Below are 18226 nucleotides of genomic sequence, written 5' to 3'. Positions count from 1 at the left end.
AGGAAGGCGCATGGGAGAGGCACCCGGTTGGGTGGGGGCGGTACTCGGGCTGGCGGCCCTGCTGGTCAGCCTCCGGTCACTGCGGTACGGCCGGCGCTCGGCCGACGCCGCCAGGGACGCCGTGGTCGAGGCCCGTCGCTCCGGGGTCGCGGCGGAACGCTCCGCCGCCGCCGCCGAGGGGGCCCTGGCGGACCGGCGCAATGAGGTCGCGGAACGCCGGGCCGCCGAGGAGGAGGCGCGGCGGCCGCGGGCGCGGCTGCGCATCGAGCACCGGACCAAGGCGGTCTGGGAGCTGGTGAACCACGGCGACGCGGACGCCGGGAACGTCCGGTGCCTCGATGCCTCCGGCGCCCGGGAGGAGTGGCCGGAGGGCCTCACGATCCCGGCCGGGCACGCGCACCAGTTCATGATGGTCGGCTGCATGAGTGCGCCCGTCCCCTCGGTACTGCGCGTCGTCTGGGACGGTCAGGAGGAACCGGTGCCGCTGCGCGTCCCTCCCCGGAGCGGCTGAGCGGGGACCGGCCGCCGCTGCCCCTACAGGCTCTGGACGCAGCCCTGGAACTCCGGGAGGGACACCAGGCCGTCGCCGTCGACGTCCGCCACCCGGAAGAGCCGGAGCAGCTCTTCCGGGGGGCGGTCGCCTCCCGTCAGCCGGGTGAGGGCACCGGAGAACTCCTCCTCGTCGAGGAGCCAGTCGTCGTCGCGGTCCCATGCGCTGAACTCGGCGCGTATCGCTTCCGTCGTGATGTGCATGCCGACCGGCCCCCTCGTCCCCTCGCCCGTTCATGGCGCCGCTGCCCGCTGCCGCCTTCCGCAAACGCCCACGGCCGGGTGCCCGCCGCCGGGGCGTTCCGTAGGCTGGCCGCATGCGCATGCGCCCCACCCTCAGCTGGACGCCTGCCGGGGACGCGCTCCCGGGCAGTACGGACCTGGGGCCGGTCGCCGACGCACTGGCCGCCGGCGGGGTCCTGGTGCTCAGCGGCGCGGGCCTGTCCACGGAGTCGGGCATCCCCGACTACCGCGGCGAGGGCGGGAGCCTGAGCCGGCACACGCCGATGACGTACCAGGACTTCACCGGCAGCGCCCGGGCCCGGCGCCGGTACTGGGCGCGCAGTCACCTCGGCTGGCGCACCTTCGGCCGCGCCCGGCCCAACGACGGCCACCGGGCCGTGGCCGCGTTCGGGCGGCACGGCCTGCTCGCCGGCGTGATCACCCAGAACGTCGACGGCCTGCACCAGGCCGCCGGCAGCGGGGACGTGGTCGAGCTCCACGGCAGCCTCGGCCGGGTCGTCTGCCTGTCCTGCTGCGCGTCCATGCCGCGCCGCGAGCTCGCCGAGCGTCTGGAGGAGGCGAACCCGGGGTTCGCGCCGGTGGCCGCCGCGCTGAACCCGGACGGGGACGCCGACCTCACTGACGAGCAGGTCGCCGGCTTCCGCGTGGTGCCCTGCCCGCGGTGCGGGGGCGTACTCAAACCGGACGTGGTGTTCTTCGGCGAGGCGGTTCCGCCGGGACGGGTCGGGCGCTGCCGCGAACTGGTCGCCGGGGCCAGGTCGCTGCTGGTCCTGGGCTCCTCGCTGACGGTGATGTCCGGGCTCCGGTTCGTCCGTCAGGCAGCCGGGGCCGGCACCCCCGTGCTGATCGTGAACCGGGACCCCACGCGGGGCGACCGTCACGCCGCGGCGCGCGTGGCGCTCCCCCTGGGGGCCGCCCTCACCGCGGTGACCGACCGGCTGGGCCTGGCGGGGACGGACCGCCCGCCGCACGGCGGCTGACCCGGCCGGGCCTGCCCCCGGGTCCGACCGGTGACCGGAATCAGCCGAACGGGTGACCGCTGCGCGCGGGGGACGGGCCGGCCTCGCTAGCGTGTGCAGCCGCATCTGCGCGGAGGCAGGCATGGACGGGACAGGCGGACCGCCCCCGGACGGATCCGGGGCCACGAAGGCCGGACACGGCTCCGGCGCGGTGGGCCCGGGCCGGGCGGGCGGGGACCCGGTGGACGCGGCCCCGGTACGCGCGGCCCCGGTGGGCGGGGGCCCGGCGGCCGATGGCGGGGATTCGGGCGCCTTCGGGCCGGCCCTGCGGCGGGCCCGGACGGAACGCGGCCTGTCCCTGGCCGCGCTCGCCCGGCTCGTCCACTACAGCAAGGGCTACCTGAGCAAGATCGAGAACGGGGGGAAGCCGCCGACCCCCGCCCTGGCGCGGAGCTGTGACGCGGTCCTCCGGGCGGGCGGCACCCTGGCGGCGCTGGTGCCGGAACTGCCCCAGCCGCGGCAGCCCGAGCCCTCGGCCCAATGCCCCTACCGGGGGCTCGCCGGGTTCGGCACCGGGGACGCCGAGTGGTTCTTCGGCCGCGAGCGGGCGACGGCCGCCCTCCTGGAACGGCTCGCCACCCGCTCGGGCCGGGGCCCCCTGGCCCTGGTGGCGCCCTCGGGAGCGGGCAAGTCCTCACTGCTGCGGGCCGGCCTGGTCCCCGCCCTGCGGCAGCCGGGGGACGCACCGGGCGCGCCGGGAACACGGGTGGTGGTGTGCACGCCGACCGCGCACCCCCTGTCCCAGCTCCTGGCCGCCCTGTGCCGCGAGGGCCTGCTCGGGGAGCCCGCTCCGACCGCCGGTGAACTGGCGGAGCGGCCGTGGCTGCTGGCCGAGGCCCTCCGCGGCGGCCCGTCCGGGCCGGAGCCGGAGGCGGCCGCGAAGCCGGAGGCGGAGCCGGAGCCTGAGCCAGGGACGGAGGCGGAGCCTGGGCCGGAACCCCGGCTGGTGCTGGTCGTCGACCAGTTCGAGGAGGTCTTCACCCAGTGCCGGGACGAGGCGGAGCGGCGGGCCTGCCTCGCCGTGCTCGCCGCCCTGGCCACCGCGGGCGGTCCGGAGTCCGGCCGGCCGGGGCCCGCCGCCGCACGGGTGGTGCTCGGGCTGAGGGCCGACTTCAGCGGCCGCTGCCTGGCGTACCCGGAACTGGCGGAGGTCTTCACCCACGGGCTGTTCGTCCTCGCCCCGATGACCCCCGACGAGCTGCGGACGGCGATCACCCGGCCCGCGGAACGCGCCGGGCTGGTCCTCGAGCCGGGCCTGGTGGAGCTGCTGCTGCGGGACGCCGGCGCCGGCGACGGCGCTCCCGGCGGCACGGCCCGCGCCCTGCCCCTGCTCTCCCACGCCCTGCTCGTCACCTGGCAGGCCCGGTCGGGCCGGACGCTCACCGTCGACGCGTACGAGGCGACCGGCGGGCTGCGCGGGGCTGTGGCCCGTACCGCGGAGGAGGTCTACACGGCCCTGGACGATCCGGGCCGGGAGGCCGCCCGGCGGGTACTGCTGCAACTGGTGCACTTCGGCGACGGGGAGGTGGAGACCCGCCGCCGGGCCGCCCCCGACCGGCTCACCTCCGCCGCCCCCGACCCGCGGGCGGCCTCCGCCGCGCTGGACTCCCTGGTCCGGGCACGGCTGGTGACCGCCGGGGAATGCGCGGTGCAGATCACGCACGAGGCCCTGTTACGGGCCTGGCCGCGGCTCCGGGACTGGATCCACACCGACCGCGCGGGGCTGTTGCTGCACCAGCAGCTCAGCGACGCGGCGGCGGCCTGGCTGCGGGAGGCCCGCGACCCCGAACTGCTGTACCGGGGCAACCGGCTGGCGGCGGCCGACGAGTGGGCGGACCGGCAGGACGGGCGGAACCCGCCGGGCCCGGTGGAGGCGGAGTTCCTGGCGGCGAGCCGCGCCGAGGAGCACCGGCGGCGGCAGCGCGCACTCCGCCAGGCGCGGGCCCGCAACAGGCTGCTGGCCACGCTGGCGGTAATGCTGGCCGTGGCGGTCGGCGCGAGCGGGCTGGCCTTCCACCAGCGGACGCGGGCCGTGGAGGAGCGGCGGGTGGCGCAGTCCCAGGCGATGGCGGTGCGGTCCGGGGCGGCGGCGGCCGGCCGGCCGGAGGCGTCGATGCTGCTCGCGGCCGAGGCGTACCGTACGGCGCCGACCACCGAGGCCCGCGGGGCGCTGCTCAGCACGCAGAGCCAGGCGTTCGGCGGCCGGCTGACGGGGCACGGCGGGCCGGTGAACGGGGTGGCTATCGCGCCGGACGGCCGGGTCCTGGCGACGGCCGGAAGCGACGGCACGGTACGGCTGTGGGACGGCCGGCCGGCCGCGCCGCGCTCGCCCCTGGCGGTGCTCACCGGGCACGGCGGCGCGGTGCAGGCGGTGGCGTTCGGGGCGGGCGGCACCCTGCTGGCGTCGGCGGGCGCGGACGGCACCGTACGGCTGTGGCGGATGCCGCAGCGGCAGGTCGCCGGGGTCCTGTACGGGCACAGTGGCGGGGCACGGACGGTCGCCTTCTCCCCCGACGGCCGGACCGCGGTGACGGGCGGCATGGACGGCACGGTGCGGCTGTGGGACGTGGCGGCCCGGCGGCTCTCGGCGACCTTGCGGGGGCACGCGGACACCGTGCACTCGGTGGCGTTCGCGCCGGACGGCCGGACCGTGGCCTCCGGATCGGCCGACCGGACGGTCCGGCTGTGGGACGTGGCCGGCGCGCTGCGCGGCGGTGACGGCGGCGCGGCGGCCGTCCTGGAGGGGCACACCGACGCGGTGCTGGGGGTGGCCTTCGCACCGGACGGGCGGAGCGTCGCCTCGGGTGCCGCGGACCGAACCGTGCGGGTGTGGGCCACCGGCGGCCCCGCGGGCCGGGCGGGCGCGACGCCGCCGGTGGTGCTGCGGGGGCACAGCGACGACGTGAACGCGGTCACCTGGACCCGTGACGGTGCCGGTCTGGTCAGCGGCAGCGGTGACGGGACTGCGAAGGTGTGGGACGCCGTGGACCACCGGGTGGCGCACACCTTCGCCGGGCACACCGACTACGTCCTGGCGGTGGCGGCCGGGCCCGGGGACCTGCTGGTCACGGGTAGCTTCGACCAGTCCGCGGTGGTGTGGGAGCCCGGGCGCGGCGCGCTGGTGGCGCGGCCGTTCGCCCAGCTGTGGCAGTCCGCGTACTCCCCCGACGGCAGGTTGCTGGCCTCCGCCGGGACCGACGGCGCCGTGCGGGTGTGGGAGCCGGCGCGCCGGCGGCCGGTCACGACGCTGACCGGGCATCAGGGGGCCGTGTTCGCGGTCGCGTTCTCCGCGGACCGGCGCACGCTGGCAACGGCGGGCGCGGACCGCAGGGTGCGGCTGTGGGACGCGGCCCGCGGCCGGCTCCTGGCCACGCTGGACGGGCACGGCGGTTCGGTGTTCGCGGTGGCCTTCTCCCCCGACGGGCGGACGCTGGCCTCGGCGAGCGCCGACCGTACGGTCAAACTGTGGGACGCCGTCGGGCACCGGCAGCTCAGCACGCTGACCGCGCACCAGGACTTCGTCAACGCCGTGGCGTTCAGTCCGGACGGCGCTCTGCTGGCCACCGGCAGCGACGACCTGACCGTGCGGCTGTGGGACGTCGGGGAGCGGGCGGAGCGCACGGTGCTGCGCGGTCACACCGGCGCGGTGCGGAGCGTGGCCTTCTCCCCCGACGGTCTCCGTCTGGCCAGCAGCGGCAACGACGGTGTCGTACGGCTGTGGTCCTGGCCGCCGGGGGCGGACCGGACGGCGCCCGGCGGCGGCACCGCGGTGCTCGGCGGCCACACGGGGGCGGTGCGGGCGGTGGCGTTCGCGCCGGACGGTCGGCTGCTGGCCAGCGCCGGGATCGACGGCAGCGTGCGGCTCTGGGAGGTCGCCGGACACCGCCCGTACGCCACGCTGGCCGGGCACGACGGCGCCGTGTGGGGCGTGGTGTTCGACCCGGTCGGCGGGCGTCCGGCGAGCAGCGGCACCGACGGGACGGTCCGGCTGTGGTCGCTGGACCCGGGGGCGCGCGTCGAGGGGATCTGCGCGCTGGTCGGCGACCCGGAAGGGGCGGGGCGCCGGTACCTGGCGCTGCCCGGCCTGCCCGAACGGCCGCGCTGCTGACGGCAGCCGCGGTCGGGCGGGGTTTCCCGGGGTTTCCCGTTTCCCACCTGGCTGGGCGACGCGTGGTGCCTCGACGGCGGCCCCGGCGGCGGGACAGTCTCGGCAGGGCCGGCACACAGGTCGGCGAACGGGGCGCCGCGAACGGCGGCAACGCCGTGAACGGGACGGGGAACGGGGAGCGCGATGCGAAGGATCGACGGGGTGAACGGGCCGGTCAGCCCGGACTGCGCGACGAGGCGCGGCCCGACGGGCGAGCCGTGGCCGGCACGGACGGCGGCGGCGCGGGCGAGCGGGGCGAGCACGCCCCGCGTGCCGGAGGACGGGCCGGCCGGCGGCACGCGGCGCCGGGGGGCGCGGCGGGCCGTCCGTGCGCTCCGCCGGGCCACGGGCGCGACGGTGACGGCGCTGGTCCTCGTCGCCGGCGGCACCGCGGCGGTGGCGGCGCCGGGTACGGGGGCGGCCGGCGCGGGGGCCTCCGGCACGGCCGCCGCGGCGGCCTGCGGGGTGCTCGCCCCGGGCGCCTCCGCGGTGGCGGAGAGCGCCGTACGGGCGGCCTGTGAGCAGATCGGCGTCTGGTACACCTGGGGCGGCGGTCACGGGCCCGAGCCCGGGCCGACGTACGGGCAGGTGGACCCGTCCGACCCGGCGAGCGAACACGACCCCGAGCGGCTGGGCTTCGACTGCTCGGGCCTGGTGCGGTACGCCTACGCCCGCGCCACCGGCCGGGACCTGCTGCCCGGGAACTCCGGCCACCAGTTCCAAACGCCGCACGCGGCGGCCCGCTTCGGCCCGGAGCGGGGGACCGGGCCGCTGCTGCCGGGCGACCTGCTGGCCTGGGGGTCGGGCGGGGCCGTCCACCACATCGCGGTCTACCTGGGCGCCGGGCGGATGGTCGAGGCCCGGCAGTCGGGCACCCGGATCACGGTCAGCGACGTGCGCCTGGGCGGCGACTACGCCGGCGCGGTCCGCATCGACGCGGCCGCGCAGCAGGGCACGTTCAGCACCTGGGGCACGGACGTGTGGACGCACACCGAGCCGTCGACCGGGAGCGCCCGCGTCCACCGGTTCGGCGGGCCGACACGGGTGCGCGTGCAGTGCCAGAAGCACGCCGAGACGGTGACGGCCGACGGCTACACCAACGACGCCTGGTCGTACCTGCCGGAGTACCGGGCCTGGATCACCAACATCTACATCAAGGGACCCGCCTGGCTGGAGGGCGTACCCACCTGCCCCTGAGCCCCGGTCCCCTCACCTCTTCATCTCCCGATCCCACCAACCGGGCTCCGCGTCGAACGACGGGGCCGTCACCCAAGGAGGAAACATGTCCATGTCCCCACGCACGAAGATCGCCCTCGGCCTCGCCGCCGCTGCTCTGAGCTCCGGCCTGGCCACTGCGGCCGCGCCCGCCGTCGCCGCGCCGAGTGCCGGCAAGGCCGCGGCGGCCGAATGCGGGGTCCGCTCCGACGGCCGGCTGTGGTGCGGCAACCGCGTCGGCGCCAGGGGCTACGAGCACCGCTCGTACAACTCGGCCGTCCGAGGCCCGCTGAACACCGGCTTCAGCTGGTTCCAGTGCTGGGGCTACGGCGACCGGCACGGCGGCGGCAACAGCGTCTGGTACTGGACCAAGCTGGACAACGGCCAGTGGGGCAACGTTCCCGCGGTGGACGTCCACACCCCGGTCGACCCGGCTCCCGGCCTGCGCCAGTGCTGACGGCCGCGGCTCGGCGGGCCGCCTCCCCCACGCGGGGAGGCGGCCCGCCCGCCGTCACCGGGCCGGGCACTTCTTCCAGGAGAGGTGGTAGCGGGCGTTGACGCTGCCGTCGGTGGAGTCCATGGTCATGAAGCTGGTGGTCGTCGCGGTGTCGGACCCGCCCGCGTCGACGCGCAGTTCGGTGTTGATGTTGAAGTCGCGCCGCTGACCGCAGGGCAGCCAGGCCAGGTCCGTCAGGGCCGTCGTATCGGTCACCTGCCAGTTGTCCCGCAGCGGGCCGTGGAAGTCGTGGCTCCGGCCGGTGGTCTCGCTCGTGCCCTGGAAGTAGTAGCCGGCCTTCTGGGTGCCGACCGCTCCTTCCGCCAGGTTGGCGAAGCCGCGGTAGTCGGCCTTGGCGACGGCGTAGGTGTGGCCCTTGGGCACGTCCACGCGCAGGCCGATCTGGCAGTTCCTGCGGAACTCGGTCGGCTTGGCGCCCTTGCCGGCCTGGGCGAGGTACTCGCTGTAGGTCACGGTGAAGGCGGTGTTGTCCGGTGAGACGTCGACGGCGGCGCTGCCGGGCCGGCACCCCGACCCGTTCACCGAGACCACGTCGATGGTGACTCCGGCGGCCGGCCCGGGGCCCGGGGGCGCGGCGGCTCCCGCGACCGGGGCGGGTGCGGTGGCGGCGAGCGCCGCGGCGGTGACGCCGAGGACGGCCGCGAGGATGCGCGGTGTACGGATCATGCCCGGACCAACGACGCCGCCCGGCGGTCCGCAACGCGGCCGCCCGGGTGCCGGGCTCACGGGCAGCGGTTCCGGTGCGTATGATCTACGGCGACATCGCGTGCCGGTCACCGGCTGGGTGAGGCATGGAGGTGTCGGGACATGCCCTCGGAGGCATTCCTTGCCGGTCGAACTGAACCACACGATCGTCCACGCCCGGGACAACCGGGAATCCGCGGAGTTCTTCACGGAGCTCCTCGGCCTCGAAATCACCGATGAGTGGGGCCCCTTCATCGTCGTCGCCCTCGCTAACGGCGTCAGTCTGGACTTCGCCACCGTCCCGGCGGACAGGATCGCTCCGCAGCACTACGCCTTCCTCGTGTCCGAGGAGGAGTTCGACGCCGCGTACGCACGGATCAGCGCGCGCGGTATCGAGCACTACGCCGACCCCCGGATGGAGAAGCCGGGCGCGATCAACCACAACGACGGCGGGCGCGGCGTGTACTTCATGGATCCGTCGGGCCACGCCATGGAACTCATCACCGTGCCGTACGGGGGCTGGGGCGCGTAGCGCTCGCCCGGGCCCGCGCGACGGGCCTGCCGCGGCTGCCGCGGCAGGCCCGTCGCCCCGGGGCCCCGGCGGAGCGGGCCGGGGTGGTGTGGCAGGCTGGGCGGTGTGAACAGCGCACCCGAAGAAGTGGTCGAACGTCAGCTCGCCGCGTACAACGGCCATGACCTCGCCGCCTTCCTCGCCACGTACGCGGAGGAGGTCGTCGTGACGCGGCGCGACGGCGCCGTGTTGCGGGGGCGGCAGGAGCTGTCCGAGGTGTACGGCGCGCAGTTCGCCGAGCGGCGGTGCCGCGCGGAGATCACGGGGAGGCTCGTCGAGGGCGACTGGGTCGTCGACCGCGAGGTGGCGCACGGGGTCGCCGAGGAGCCCGTCCGCGTCCTCGTGGCGTACCGGGTGCGGGACGGTCTCATCGACCGCGTGGACTTCCTGGGCTGACCCGAGCCGGCGGAGTGCAGGGTCCCGTACAACCAGAGCGCCGCTCCGCCGGTCTTCAGGACGTGATCCTCACCGACTTCGACGACGAGCCGCCCTTCCGTCCCTCCGGGACGCAGCACGTGGTGTGCGGCGCGATACCTTCCGGCTTCGGAGCCCCCGTCTACGTGCTGGGAGCCGCTCGCCAACCCGACCGCTACCTGCGCGAGTTGCTGGAGCGGTACCCGGCGCTGCCGGCGGGCCTGCGGACCGCCGGCTCGCTGAGGAGGGCCGGGCTGCGGCCGCTCGACCTGTTCCGGCCGGACGGTTACGTCCTCGGGCCCCCGAAGACGGTCACCATGCCGCACCGGGGCAGCCGCCGCGCCACGTCGACCTGGACCGAGCTGGTCTACCGGCCGTCACCGGTGTACGACGTCGAGCGGGCGCGGCCGCTGCCGCTGTCGGAGCCGGATCCCGTACGGGAGGAGGCCGACCGGCGCACCGCCGCCGAGTGGGCCGAGCAGGTGCTGGCGGATCCGTCCACGCTCGTCCTCGCCGTCAACGCCATAGGGTCGCCGGCGCCGTCCACCGACCCGCTCGCCCGTGCCACGCCGTACGAGGTGGCCGTGACGTCCGCGACGGGCAGGAAGCGCTGGCACCGGCTTGTCGATCCGGGCTGGGACGTCGAGTTCCTGCGGCGGCTCGACCTCCACGGGGCGACGGTGGAGGACCTGCGGGAGGCGCCGCCGTTCCGGGACGTCGCCGACGAACTCGCGCGCCTCCTGGCCGGCAGACGGGTCGTCACCTACGGCCGCAACACGACGTACGCGGCCCTCTACACCGGCTACGAGTACGCGACGTACGGCGACGGTCTCCCCGAGGGCGCCCTGTGGCTCGACGTCGCGACGATCCTCGGCGTCCTCGGCCGGAGCCGGTGGGAGTGCGCCCGCCTGCGCCACGCCGAGTTCGAGGGCGCGTGGGACACCTCGGGGGGCCACTACGCGCTGCCTCCCGCGCCGCCGGCCGGGACCGCCCTGCAACAGTGCAAGGCGACGGCGGCCCTGTTGCGGCGGATGGCCGTGCCGGCGCTGCGCTACGCGGAGCTGAACGCCCGCGCCGAGCGGACCGTCCGCGAAGGCCGGCACCACCTGCCGCGCACCCTGACCGGCACCCGGCTCAGCCGGATCGGCGCCTCGCGCCAGGCGGTGCTCGAACGCAGCGGCGGCGCCTGCGAGAACCCCGAATGCCGCGATCCCCGCTTCGGCGGGACACGCGGCAGGAACGGGTCCTACCTGCTGGAGGTGGATCACGTCGACGACCACGCCGGGGGCGGCGAGGACCTGCCCCGGTCCATGATCGCCCTCTGCCCGAACTGCCACGCCCTGAAGACGCGCGGCCGCCCGGACGAACGGCTGCGCGAGCTGCTGCGCGTCACCGCCCGCACCCGACACGACCGGCTGCTCGCCGGCGCCCCGGCCCGCTGACCGCACATCAGGCGAAGCAGTCGAAGACCATGTCCCAGAAGGCGGATCCGTCCACGTTCAGGTCGTGGGCGGTCATGCGCTCGCGGAGGGCGGCGGCCGCGGCCGTGCGGACGGTGTCGTCGGAGGATTCCAGCGCTTCGGACGACTCGGCGATCAGGGCGAGGAGCACCGCCAGCGAGGGGAGGTCGTCGGCGGCCGCGCCCTGCCACCCTGCGCCGTGGTCCCAGCCGTTGGGGTCGTAGTGGGTGATGCCGCCGTCCGCCGCTTCGAGCATCAGGTGCTGGTCGCCCCAGGTGAGCGCGGTGAAGGAGAAGTTCTCGGGCGGGGAGTCGTCGTCGGGGTAGCGGTTGCCGTAGATCTCGTCGGCGTCGAACGGCTCCAGGCCGTCCTCGTCGCGCAGGTGCCGCGTGTCGAGGCCGGCGACGTCGAGGTGGACGGTGGGGAAGCCGACGGTGAGCAGGAACCGCCGCGTGGCGGCGTCGGTCAGTTCAGCCGGCAGGGCGGCCTCGTCCGGCCGCCAGAGTGATCCTTCGCCCAGCCGCTCCTCCAGCCATGCGGCGTCCGGCGCCGGCGGGACAGCGCCGCCGCCGTCGTGGTCGCAGGTGTCGCCCCTGCCGTCGCCGTCGTGGACGTCGTGGATGTCGTTCTTCACTGCGTGGTCCCCAGGTCGGTCGTCCGGTCGTACTGATGCCCAGTCAACCGCACGGCGCCGACAGGCCCCACGACGCCCCCGCCGGCCGGCCGGTTCGCGGGGGCGTCGCTCGCGCGCGCGGGGGTGTCAGTGGGCGGTTTCGCCGAGGTAGGCGGCGCGGACGCGGGGGTCGTCGAGGAGGTCGGAGGCCGGGGCGTGCATCGTGATCCGGCCCGTCTCCAGGACGTATCCGCGGTCGGCGATCCTGAGGGCCTGGGCGGCGTTCTGCTCGACGAGGAGGACGGTGGTGCCCTGGGCGTTGATCTCCTCGACGATGTCGAAGATCTGCGCCACGACCAGCGGTGCGAGACCCATCGACGGCTCGTCGAGGAGCAGCAGTTCGGGCCGGCCCATCAGGGCCCGTCCGATGGCCAGCATCTGCTGTTCGCCGCCGGAGAGGGTGCCCGCCCGCTGGGTGCGCCGCTCGGCCAGGCGGGGGAAGAGGGTGAACACCCGGTCCAGGTCCTCCGGCCGGAGCCGCTTGAAGCGGTAGGCCCCCATGTGGAGGTTCTCCAGGACCGTCATGTCGGCGAAGACCCTGCGGCCCTCCGGGGAGTGGCCGATGCCGAGGCCCACGACCGCGTGGGCGGGGACGCCGTCGATCCGCTCCCCGTGGAACCTGACCGCTCCCGACGTGGGTCGGTGCAGGCCGGAGATCGTGCGCAGGGTGGTGGTCTTGCCGGCGCCGTTGGCGCCGAGGAGGGCGACCACCTCGCCCTCGCGGACGACCATGTCGACGCCCTTCAGCGCGCCGATCGCGCCGTAGGCCACGTGCAGGTCGTCGAGTTCCAGTACGGCGGCGGCCGGGGTGGTGGTCGCGGTCTGCCGCTGTGCCTCCGTCGCGACGCTCATCGGGTCTCCCCCCGGGGTGTGTTCGGGTCGGCGGTGGAGCCGAGGTAGGCCTCCACGACGGCCGGGTCGCGCTGGACCGCGGACGGCGAGCCGGAGGCGATCACCTTGCCGAAGTTGAGTACGGTCACCCGGTCGGCCACCGAGGTGACCAGGGGCATGTCGTGCTCGATCAGCAGCACGCTGACGTCCAGTTCGCAGTTGATCCGGCGGATCAGGGCGGCCAGTTCCCGCTTCTCCGTGGGGTTGGTGCCCGCCGCCGGCTCGTCCAGCAGGAGCAGCCGGGGTCCGGTGGCGAGGGCGCGGGCGATCTCCAGCCGGCGCTGGTCGCCGTACGAGAGCGAGGCCGCGGTCTCGTCGGCCCGGGCGTCGAGGCCCACGAGTGCGAGCAGTCGGTGGGCCGTCTCCTCGGCGGCGCGCTCCTCCGCCTTCGCCCGGGGCAGGCCCAGCATGACGGCGAGCGGGCCGGAGCGGGTGTCGCTCTCCGCCGCGACCTTGACGTTCTCCAGCGCGGTGAGGGCCGCGAAGAGGCGGATGTTCTGGAAGGTGCGGGCCACCCCGAGCCGGTTGACGAGGTGGGGTTTGCGGCCGAGCAGGCTGTGTTCCGTACCGTCCTCGGTGCGGAACACCACGCGCCCCTCCTGCGGTGCGTAGGCACCGGTGAGCGAGTTGAACAGGGAGGTCTTCCCCGCTCCGTTGGGGCCGATCACGGCGTGGATCTCGCCGCGGCACACCGCGAGGTCCACCCCTGACAGGGAGACCAGGCCGCCGAAGCGGAGGGTCAGTCCGGATGCCTCCAGGACGGGGCCGGTGGCGGGGCGGGTGGCCGCCGCGGCCGTCGCGGCCGCCGCCCGTTCCGCGAACGTGGTCGTCATGATTCCCCCCGCGTGGGTCCGGTGGTGCGCCGGCGGCGCCTGGCGGGCAGCAGTCCCTGCGGGCGGTAGATCATCATGACCACCAGCAGGGCGCCCAGGTACATGAACCGGTCCTTCTGGTCCACCACGTCCTTCAGGCCGTGGGGCAGGTAGGCCAGCAGTGCGGCGCCCAGCAGGACGCCGGGGATGGAACCCATCCCGCCGAAGATCACGTAGGCGAGGACGAGCACCGAGTACAGCAGCGGGAAGTTCTCGGGGTTGATGAACCCGACCTTGCTGGCGTACACGGCGCCGGCGATTCCGGAGGTGGAGGCACCGATGGCGAAGGCCATCAGCTTGTACTTGACCGTGTCCACGCCGTGCGCGGCCGCGGCGACCTCGTCCTCGCGGATCGCCTCCCAGGTGCGTCCGATCTTGGAGCGCTCCAGCTTGCGGAAGAGCAGCACCAGACCAGTGATCAGGGCGATGAGCAGCCACAGGTAGTCCAGCGGGTCCAGGCCCCAGGTGTGGCGGAGGGGGCCGAGGTCCACGGAGAAGTGCGGGATGCCGAAGACGCCGAGGGAGCCGCCGGTGACGGCGTCGGCGTTCTTCGCGACCAGGTAGATGATCTCGTGGAAGCCGAGGGTGACGATGGCGAGGTAGTCGCCGCGCAGGCGCAGGGTGGGCGCGCCGAGCAGGAGGCCCGCGAGGAGGCAGGTGGCCATCGCGACGGGTATGGACAGGAACGGGTTGAGGACGAACGGCGGCTCGACGGGCAGTTGTCCGCTCCAGAAGGCGGTGCTGTAGCTGCCGATGGCGAAGAAGGCCACGAAGCCGAGGTCGAGCAGGCCGGCCCAGCCGATGACGACGTTCAGGCCGAGGGCGAGCAGTACGTAGATGCCCACCCAGTCCACCAGGACCTGGTTGGTGGACCGGTCGAACAGCAGTGGCAGCAGCACGGCCGCGGCGAGCCCGGCCACGACCAGGGCGACGCGCAGCCGGGGGCGGCGGTCGAGCGCCGGGCGGATCCCGCTCAGCGGCGCGACGGCGGCCCTGACGCCGGAGGTCAGGGCGCGGCGGGGGACGGTGCCGAACTCGGCGACCGCCCAGAGGGCGACGGCCGCGGCGGTCCAGGCCCACAGGGCGGTTCCGGTGAAGGTCGTGCGCAGGGAGAACAGCAGGTCCGCTCCGGATCCCTGCTCTCCGGTCATCACGGCGAGGAGGACGCCGACGGCGGTGAGGGTGCCGAGCCTGCGCCAGCGCGGGCGCTGGTACCAGCGGACCCTGCGCAGGGCCGCGAGGGCCTCGGCGGACGGGCGGGCGGGGCGGGGGGCCGGCGCGGGGCGGGAGTGCCGCTCGGCCGTTTCGTGCAGCGTGCTCATGCCGTCCTCCCGAGCTTCGCGCCGAGGATGCCGGTCGGGCGGACCATCAGTACGACGACGAGGACCACGAATGCGGCGACGTAGCGCCATTCCTCGCCGAACAGCGGCACGTTGTAGGTCTCGACCAGGCCGAGGAGCATGCCGCCGAGCATGGCCCCGCGGATGTTGCCGATGCCTCCGAGGACGGCCGCGGCGAACGCGGTGATGCCGGGGACGAAGCCCATGGTGAACGACACCTGGCTGTTGAGGCCGAAGAGGAAGCCGGCGATCCCGCCGAGCACGCCGCCGATGACGAAGGTCCGGGAGACGATCCGGTCGATGTCGACGCCCATCAGGCCGGCGGCCTCCGGGTCCTGTGCGACGGCCCGGATGGCGGAGCCCAGCCTGGTGCGGCGCACCAGGAGGTCGAGGCCGACGATCATGGCCAGCGCGGCGGCGATCAGCAGCAGCTTGACGACGTCGACCGGTGCTCCGAGGACGTGGAAGAGCACGCCGTTGTCGAACAGCGCGGGCATGGACTTGGGGTCGCGCCCGAAGAGCTTGCCGGCGAGGTTGTAGAGGAAGAACGAGGCGCCGATGGCGCTGATCAGGAAGATCAGTGCGGGGGCGTTGCGCTTGCGCAGCGGCCGGTAGGCGACCTTCTCCAGGCCGAAGGCGGTGCCCGCCCCGACGAGGCCGGAGACGGCCAGGCCGAGGAGGACGAGCAGGACCGAGACCGGCCCGGAGGGATGGGCGGGGGCGACCTCGGTGAGCACGATCAGCGCCCCGAAGCCACCCAGCATGAACACCTCGCTGTGCGCGAAGTTGATCAGCTTGAGCACGCCGTAGACCAGGGTGTAGCCGATGGCGATCACCGCGTACAGCGCGCCGAGCGCGAGGCCCGGGACCAGGTAGTCGCGGAATTCGAGGAGGGTCATCGGTTTCAGCCCGCGTTCGCCAGGGTGTCGACGTTGCCCTTGAGGGTGATCCGGCCGCCCTTGACCTCGCTGAGGTAGATGCCGTTGCCGGCGAACTCGCCGTTCTCCTTGAACGAGAACTGCCGGGTGAGGCCCTTGTAGTTCGCCTTCTTCACCTTGTCCAGGACGGCTTCGCGCCGCACGTCGCCGCCGAGCGACTTGATCTGCTCGATGATGAGGTTGGCGGCGTCGTAGGACTCGGCCGCGTAGAGACCGGGCGCGGTCTTGTACTCCGCCTTGTAGTCCTCGGCGAACTGCTTCGTGCCCGGGTCGACGTTGGCGTCGAGGCACTGGCAGGTCAGCAGCCAGCCCTCGGCCGCCTCCCCGGCCAGCTCGGTGAACTTCCTGTCGTACGTGCCGTCGCTGGCGATCTTCGGCTTGTCGAAGCCGACGTCCTTGAGCTTCTTGGCGAACGGCGCCGCGTCCGAGTAGAGCCCGTTGTAGATCAGGGCGTCGGCGCCGGAGTGCTTCACGGCGGTGGCGGCGGCGGTGTAGTCGGGGGTCTTCGCCGGGACGCTGGCCTTGACGACCTCGACGCCGGCTTCCTCGAGCTGCTTCTCGGCGACCTTGGAGAGGCCGACGCCGTATTCGCTCTTGTCGTCGACGACGTAGACCTTCTTGGTCTGGAGCTTCTTGGTGAAGTAGGTGACCATGGCGCCGCCCTGGGCGCTGTCGTTCGGGACGGAGCGGACGAAGGAGCGGAAGCCGAGGTCGGGCAGGCTGGGGTGGCTGGCGTGCGAGACGGAGACCAGGCCTGCCTCCGAGTACAGCCGGCCGGAGGCCTTGGCGGCGCCGGAGAAGGCGGGGCCGACGAGGCCGACGACACCCTCGTCGTCGATGAGCTTCTGCGCCGCGGCCGGCGACTGGTCCGGCGAGCCGGCGTCGTCGGACGGGGCGTACTCGACGTGGAAGGGCAGGTCGCCGCGGGCGTTGGCCTGCTTGACGGCCAGCTTGACACCGTTCTCCATGTTGACGCCGATCGCCGAGCTCTCGCCGGTGAGCGGGCCCTGGAATCCGATCTTGTAGATCGCCCTGCCGTCGCTGCCGACGTTGACGGCACCGCCGTCCTTGTTGCAGCCGGTCAGCGCGGCCGCGCCCGTCACCACGAGCGCGGCGATCATCGACAACCTCTTGCGGTTCACTTCTGCTCCCTGCAGCCATCCGTGGAGTGACCGGGGTGGCATGCTCGACCCCCCGAAGCCGCACGGTGATCGCGTGCGACTCGGGGACAGTAGTCAGCGGCGGCGCGGCAGGTCCCAGGGCGTTCCCAGACCTGGTCAAGTCCGGGCGGATGCGTCAGGTCGGCCCGGCCGGGAGGGACGCGGGATCCCCCGCCCGGCGCCGGCGGAGCCCACGTACAACCTTTCGGTGGTGCCGTTGGTCTGTCTGGGGTGGGCGAATCAATCCGGCCCATGTACGGCGGAGTTGGCTGATCATAGGATCAGCCGTGACGTATCGGGATCAGTCCCGACACAGCCATTTCTGCGCGCCGGGGTACGGGCGCGCGTTCGAGGGGGGACACACCACATGAGGAAGAGCACTGCCGCTGCCGCGGCGGCCGCCGTTCTGGCCGTTCTGATGTCGGCCGCCGCGCCCGCCGTCGCCGGGAACGCTCCGGCGGCGGCCGGGACTTCGGCGTCCGCGGCCTGCACGCCCGGTTTCACCGTCCTGCCGAACCTGCCGGCCGAGGACAGCTGGACCAGCGGTGCCGTCCGGGCGTTCGGGGCCGGCGACCTCGCCGTCGGCGTGAGCAACGGCCGCCCCGCCTACTGGACCGGCGGCCAGGCCCACCCCGTACCCCTGCCCGAGGGCCACACCGCCGGATGGGTGAGCGGGGTCAGCGCCACCGGGCTGATGGTGGGCGTGGTCCAGCGCGGTTCCGACCAGGCGCAGTCCGCGTTCTCCTACCGCGCGGGCCAGGCCGCGGTCCGGCTGCTCACCGCACCGGCGACCGCGGGCGACCTGACCGAACCGAAGGTCAACGCCTCCGGCCGGATCGTGTTCGGCGAGGGCGGCGTGGCGAAGGAGTGGGTCGAGGGCGGGCCGGCGCGCGTCCTGCCCGCCCCCGCCGGGCTGCCCGCCGGCACCCTGACCACCTCGGTGAGCGGCATCAACACCCGCGGCGACGTCCTCGGCACCGCCACGGTCCGTCACACCGACGTCGAGAACGACCGCGAGGTCACCGTCAGCAACCCGGTGGTGTGGCCGGCCGGCGGATACCCGCCCCAGGTGCTCCAGGTCTGGACCGAGGACGACCCGACCGTGAACACCGTGGCGAGCGGCCTGGACGACAAGGGCCGGGTCGTCGGCTACGAGGCCGAGAGCTACCGGGACGTGCAGCGGCGCACCCCGGCGACGTGGAAGCGTCCGTACGACGGACAGCCCGTCAACCCGGGCCTGCCGGCCGGACTGCACGCCACCCTGGAGGCGATCAGCCCGACGACGAACGTCACGGTGGGCACGGAGAGCACGTTCACCGAGGGCTTCGCGTCGCAGGAGCGCCCGGTGTACTGGCCCGGCAGCGGCCCGCTGCTGACCCTGCCGGTGACCGCCGGCTGGCGGACCACCGCACTGGCCGTCTCCGACGACGGCCGGGTGGGCGGACGGACCGTCGACCCGCAGACCGTCCGCAGCTCGGCGGTGGTGTGGACCTGCGCCGGCAAGCAGGCCTTCGTCCCGCAGCGGTAGTGGCC

Annotated in this window: 17 protein-coding genes; 9 read left to right on the top strand and 8 right to left on the bottom strand. The window is 74.5% G+C overall.

Annotated features, from left to right (window positions below):
* The first annotated feature begins 10 nt into the window (after positions 1-10).
* Complete coding sequence (locus ACFY61_RS27595; RefSeq protein WP_389476223.1) at positions 11-511, top strand: hypothetical protein; 501 nt, start codon at positions 11-13, stop codon at positions 509-511.
* 23 nt (positions 512-534) lie between these two features.
* Here ACFY61_RS27595 and ACFY61_RS27590 read toward each other — a convergent pair whose 3' ends face one another.
* The gene (locus ACFY61_RS27590) at positions 535-753 is read right to left on the bottom strand and encodes an EF-hand domain-containing protein (RefSeq protein WP_389476221.1); all 219 of its coding nucleotides are present in this window, start codon (positions 751-753) and stop codon (positions 535-537) included.
* 113 nt (positions 754-866) lie between these two features.
* Here ACFY61_RS27590 and ACFY61_RS27585 point away from each other — a divergent pair, with 113 nt between their 5' ends.
* The 4 genes from ACFY61_RS27585 to ACFY61_RS27570 all read left to right on the top strand — a co-directional run bounded on the left by ACFY61_RS27585 (position 867) and on the right by ACFY61_RS27570 (position 7630).
* Positions 867-1772, top strand: a complete 906-nt coding sequence (locus ACFY61_RS27585) for an NAD-dependent protein deacetylase (protein WP_389476219.1) — start codon at positions 867-869, stop codon at positions 1770-1772.
* A 121-nt stretch (positions 1773-1893) separates the two neighbouring features.
* A complete protein-coding gene (locus tag ACFY61_RS27580) occupies positions 1894-5919 on the top strand; it encodes a helix-turn-helix domain-containing protein (protein WP_389476217.1) in 4026 nt (1341 codons plus the stop codon).
* A 183-nt stretch (positions 5920-6102) separates the two neighbouring features.
* A complete protein-coding gene (locus ACFY61_RS27575) occupies positions 6103-7155 on the top strand; it encodes a C40 family peptidase (protein ID WP_389476215.1) in 1053 nt (350 codons plus the stop codon).
* A 91-nt stretch (positions 7156-7246) separates the two neighbouring features.
* A complete protein-coding gene (locus ACFY61_RS27570; RefSeq protein ID WP_389476213.1) occupies positions 7247-7630 on the top strand; it encodes a hypothetical protein in 384 nt (127 codons plus the stop codon).
* Between the two features lie 54 nt (positions 7631-7684).
* On the opposite strand, the gene ACFY61_RS27565 is transcribed toward ACFY61_RS27570, so the two are convergent.
* Positions 7685-8356 carry a DUF4360 domain-containing protein gene (locus ACFY61_RS27565; protein WP_389476211.1) on the bottom strand — a complete coding sequence of 224 codons (672 nt, stop codon included), beginning with the start codon at positions 8354-8356 and terminating at the stop codon, positions 7685-7687.
* A gap of 160 nt (positions 8357-8516) precedes the next feature.
* Between ACFY61_RS27565 and ACFY61_RS27560 the strand changes: the two genes are divergently transcribed.
* The 3 genes from ACFY61_RS27560 to ACFY61_RS27550 all read left to right on the top strand — a co-directional run bounded on the left by ACFY61_RS27560 (position 8517) and on the right by ACFY61_RS27550 (position 10801).
* Positions 8517-8906 (top strand): VOC family protein, encoded by a 390-nt coding sequence (locus ACFY61_RS27560; protein WP_389476209.1) that lies wholly within the window; start codon positions 8517-8519, stop codon positions 8904-8906.
* Positions 8907-9011: 105 nt separating this feature from the next.
* Positions 9012-9341 (top strand): nuclear transport factor 2 family protein, encoded by a 330-nt coding sequence (locus tag ACFY61_RS27555; protein WP_389476207.1) that lies wholly within the window; start codon positions 9012-9014, stop codon positions 9339-9341.
* Between the two features lie 62 nt (positions 9342-9403).
* Entirely contained in the window at positions 9404-10801 is a 1398-nt protein-coding gene (locus ACFY61_RS27550) for an HNH endonuclease (RefSeq protein WP_389476205.1), read from the top strand.
* A gap of 7 nt (positions 10802-10808) precedes the next feature.
* Here the strand turns inward: ACFY61_RS27550 and ACFY61_RS27545 are convergent, their stop codons facing one another.
* From ACFY61_RS27545 to ACFY61_RS27520, 6 genes are all read right to left on the bottom strand, one after another.
* Positions 10809-11453: an SUKH-4 family immunity protein gene (locus ACFY61_RS27545; RefSeq protein ID WP_389476203.1), complete on the bottom strand. Its 645-nt coding sequence runs from the start codon at positions 11451-11453 to the stop codon at positions 10809-10811.
* Positions 11454-11579: 126 nt separating this feature from the next.
* The gene (locus ACFY61_RS27540) at positions 11580-12344 is read right to left on the bottom strand and encodes an ABC transporter ATP-binding protein (RefSeq protein WP_389476201.1); all 765 of its coding nucleotides are present in this window, start codon (positions 12342-12344) and stop codon (positions 11580-11582) included.
* Complete coding sequence (locus ACFY61_RS27535; RefSeq protein ID WP_389476199.1) at positions 12341-13216, bottom strand: ABC transporter ATP-binding protein; 876 nt, start codon at positions 13214-13216, stop codon at positions 12341-12343. Before ACFY61_RS27535 ends, ACFY61_RS27540 begins: the two co-directional genes overlap by 4 nt.
* Complete coding sequence (locus ACFY61_RS27530) at positions 13213-14577, bottom strand: branched-chain amino acid ABC transporter permease (protein ID WP_389476197.1); 1365 nt, start codon at positions 14575-14577, stop codon at positions 13213-13215. The genes ACFY61_RS27535 and ACFY61_RS27530 overlap by 4 nt, the downstream gene beginning before the upstream one ends.
* Positions 14574-15494, bottom strand: coding sequence for a branched-chain amino acid ABC transporter permease (locus tag ACFY61_RS27525; protein ID WP_389476195.1), 921 nt, complete (start codon positions 15492-15494; stop codon positions 14574-14576). Before ACFY61_RS27525 ends, ACFY61_RS27530 begins: the two co-directional genes overlap by 4 nt.
* 5 nt (positions 15495-15499) lie before the next feature.
* Positions 15500-16675 carry a branched-chain amino acid ABC transporter substrate-binding protein gene (locus ACFY61_RS27520; RefSeq protein ID WP_389476193.1) on the bottom strand — a complete coding sequence of 392 codons (1176 nt, stop codon included), beginning with the start codon at positions 16673-16675 and terminating at the stop codon, positions 15500-15502.
* Positions 16676-17060: 385 nt separating this feature from the next.
* Here ACFY61_RS27520 and ACFY61_RS27515 point away from each other — a divergent pair, with 385 nt between their 5' ends.
* The gene (locus tag ACFY61_RS27515) at positions 17061-18221 is read left to right on the top strand and encodes a hypothetical protein (RefSeq protein WP_389476191.1); all 1161 of its coding nucleotides are present in this window, start codon (positions 17061-17063) and stop codon (positions 18219-18221) included.
* The last annotated feature ends 5 nt before the right edge of the window (positions 18222-18226 follow it).

The sequence above is a fragment of the Streptomyces sp. NPDC012888 genome, from assembly GCF_042900645.1.
GTDB lineage: Bacteria > Actinomycetota > Actinomycetes > Streptomycetales > Streptomycetaceae > Streptomyces.
This window is presented reverse-complemented; position numbering and strand designations above follow the sequence as displayed.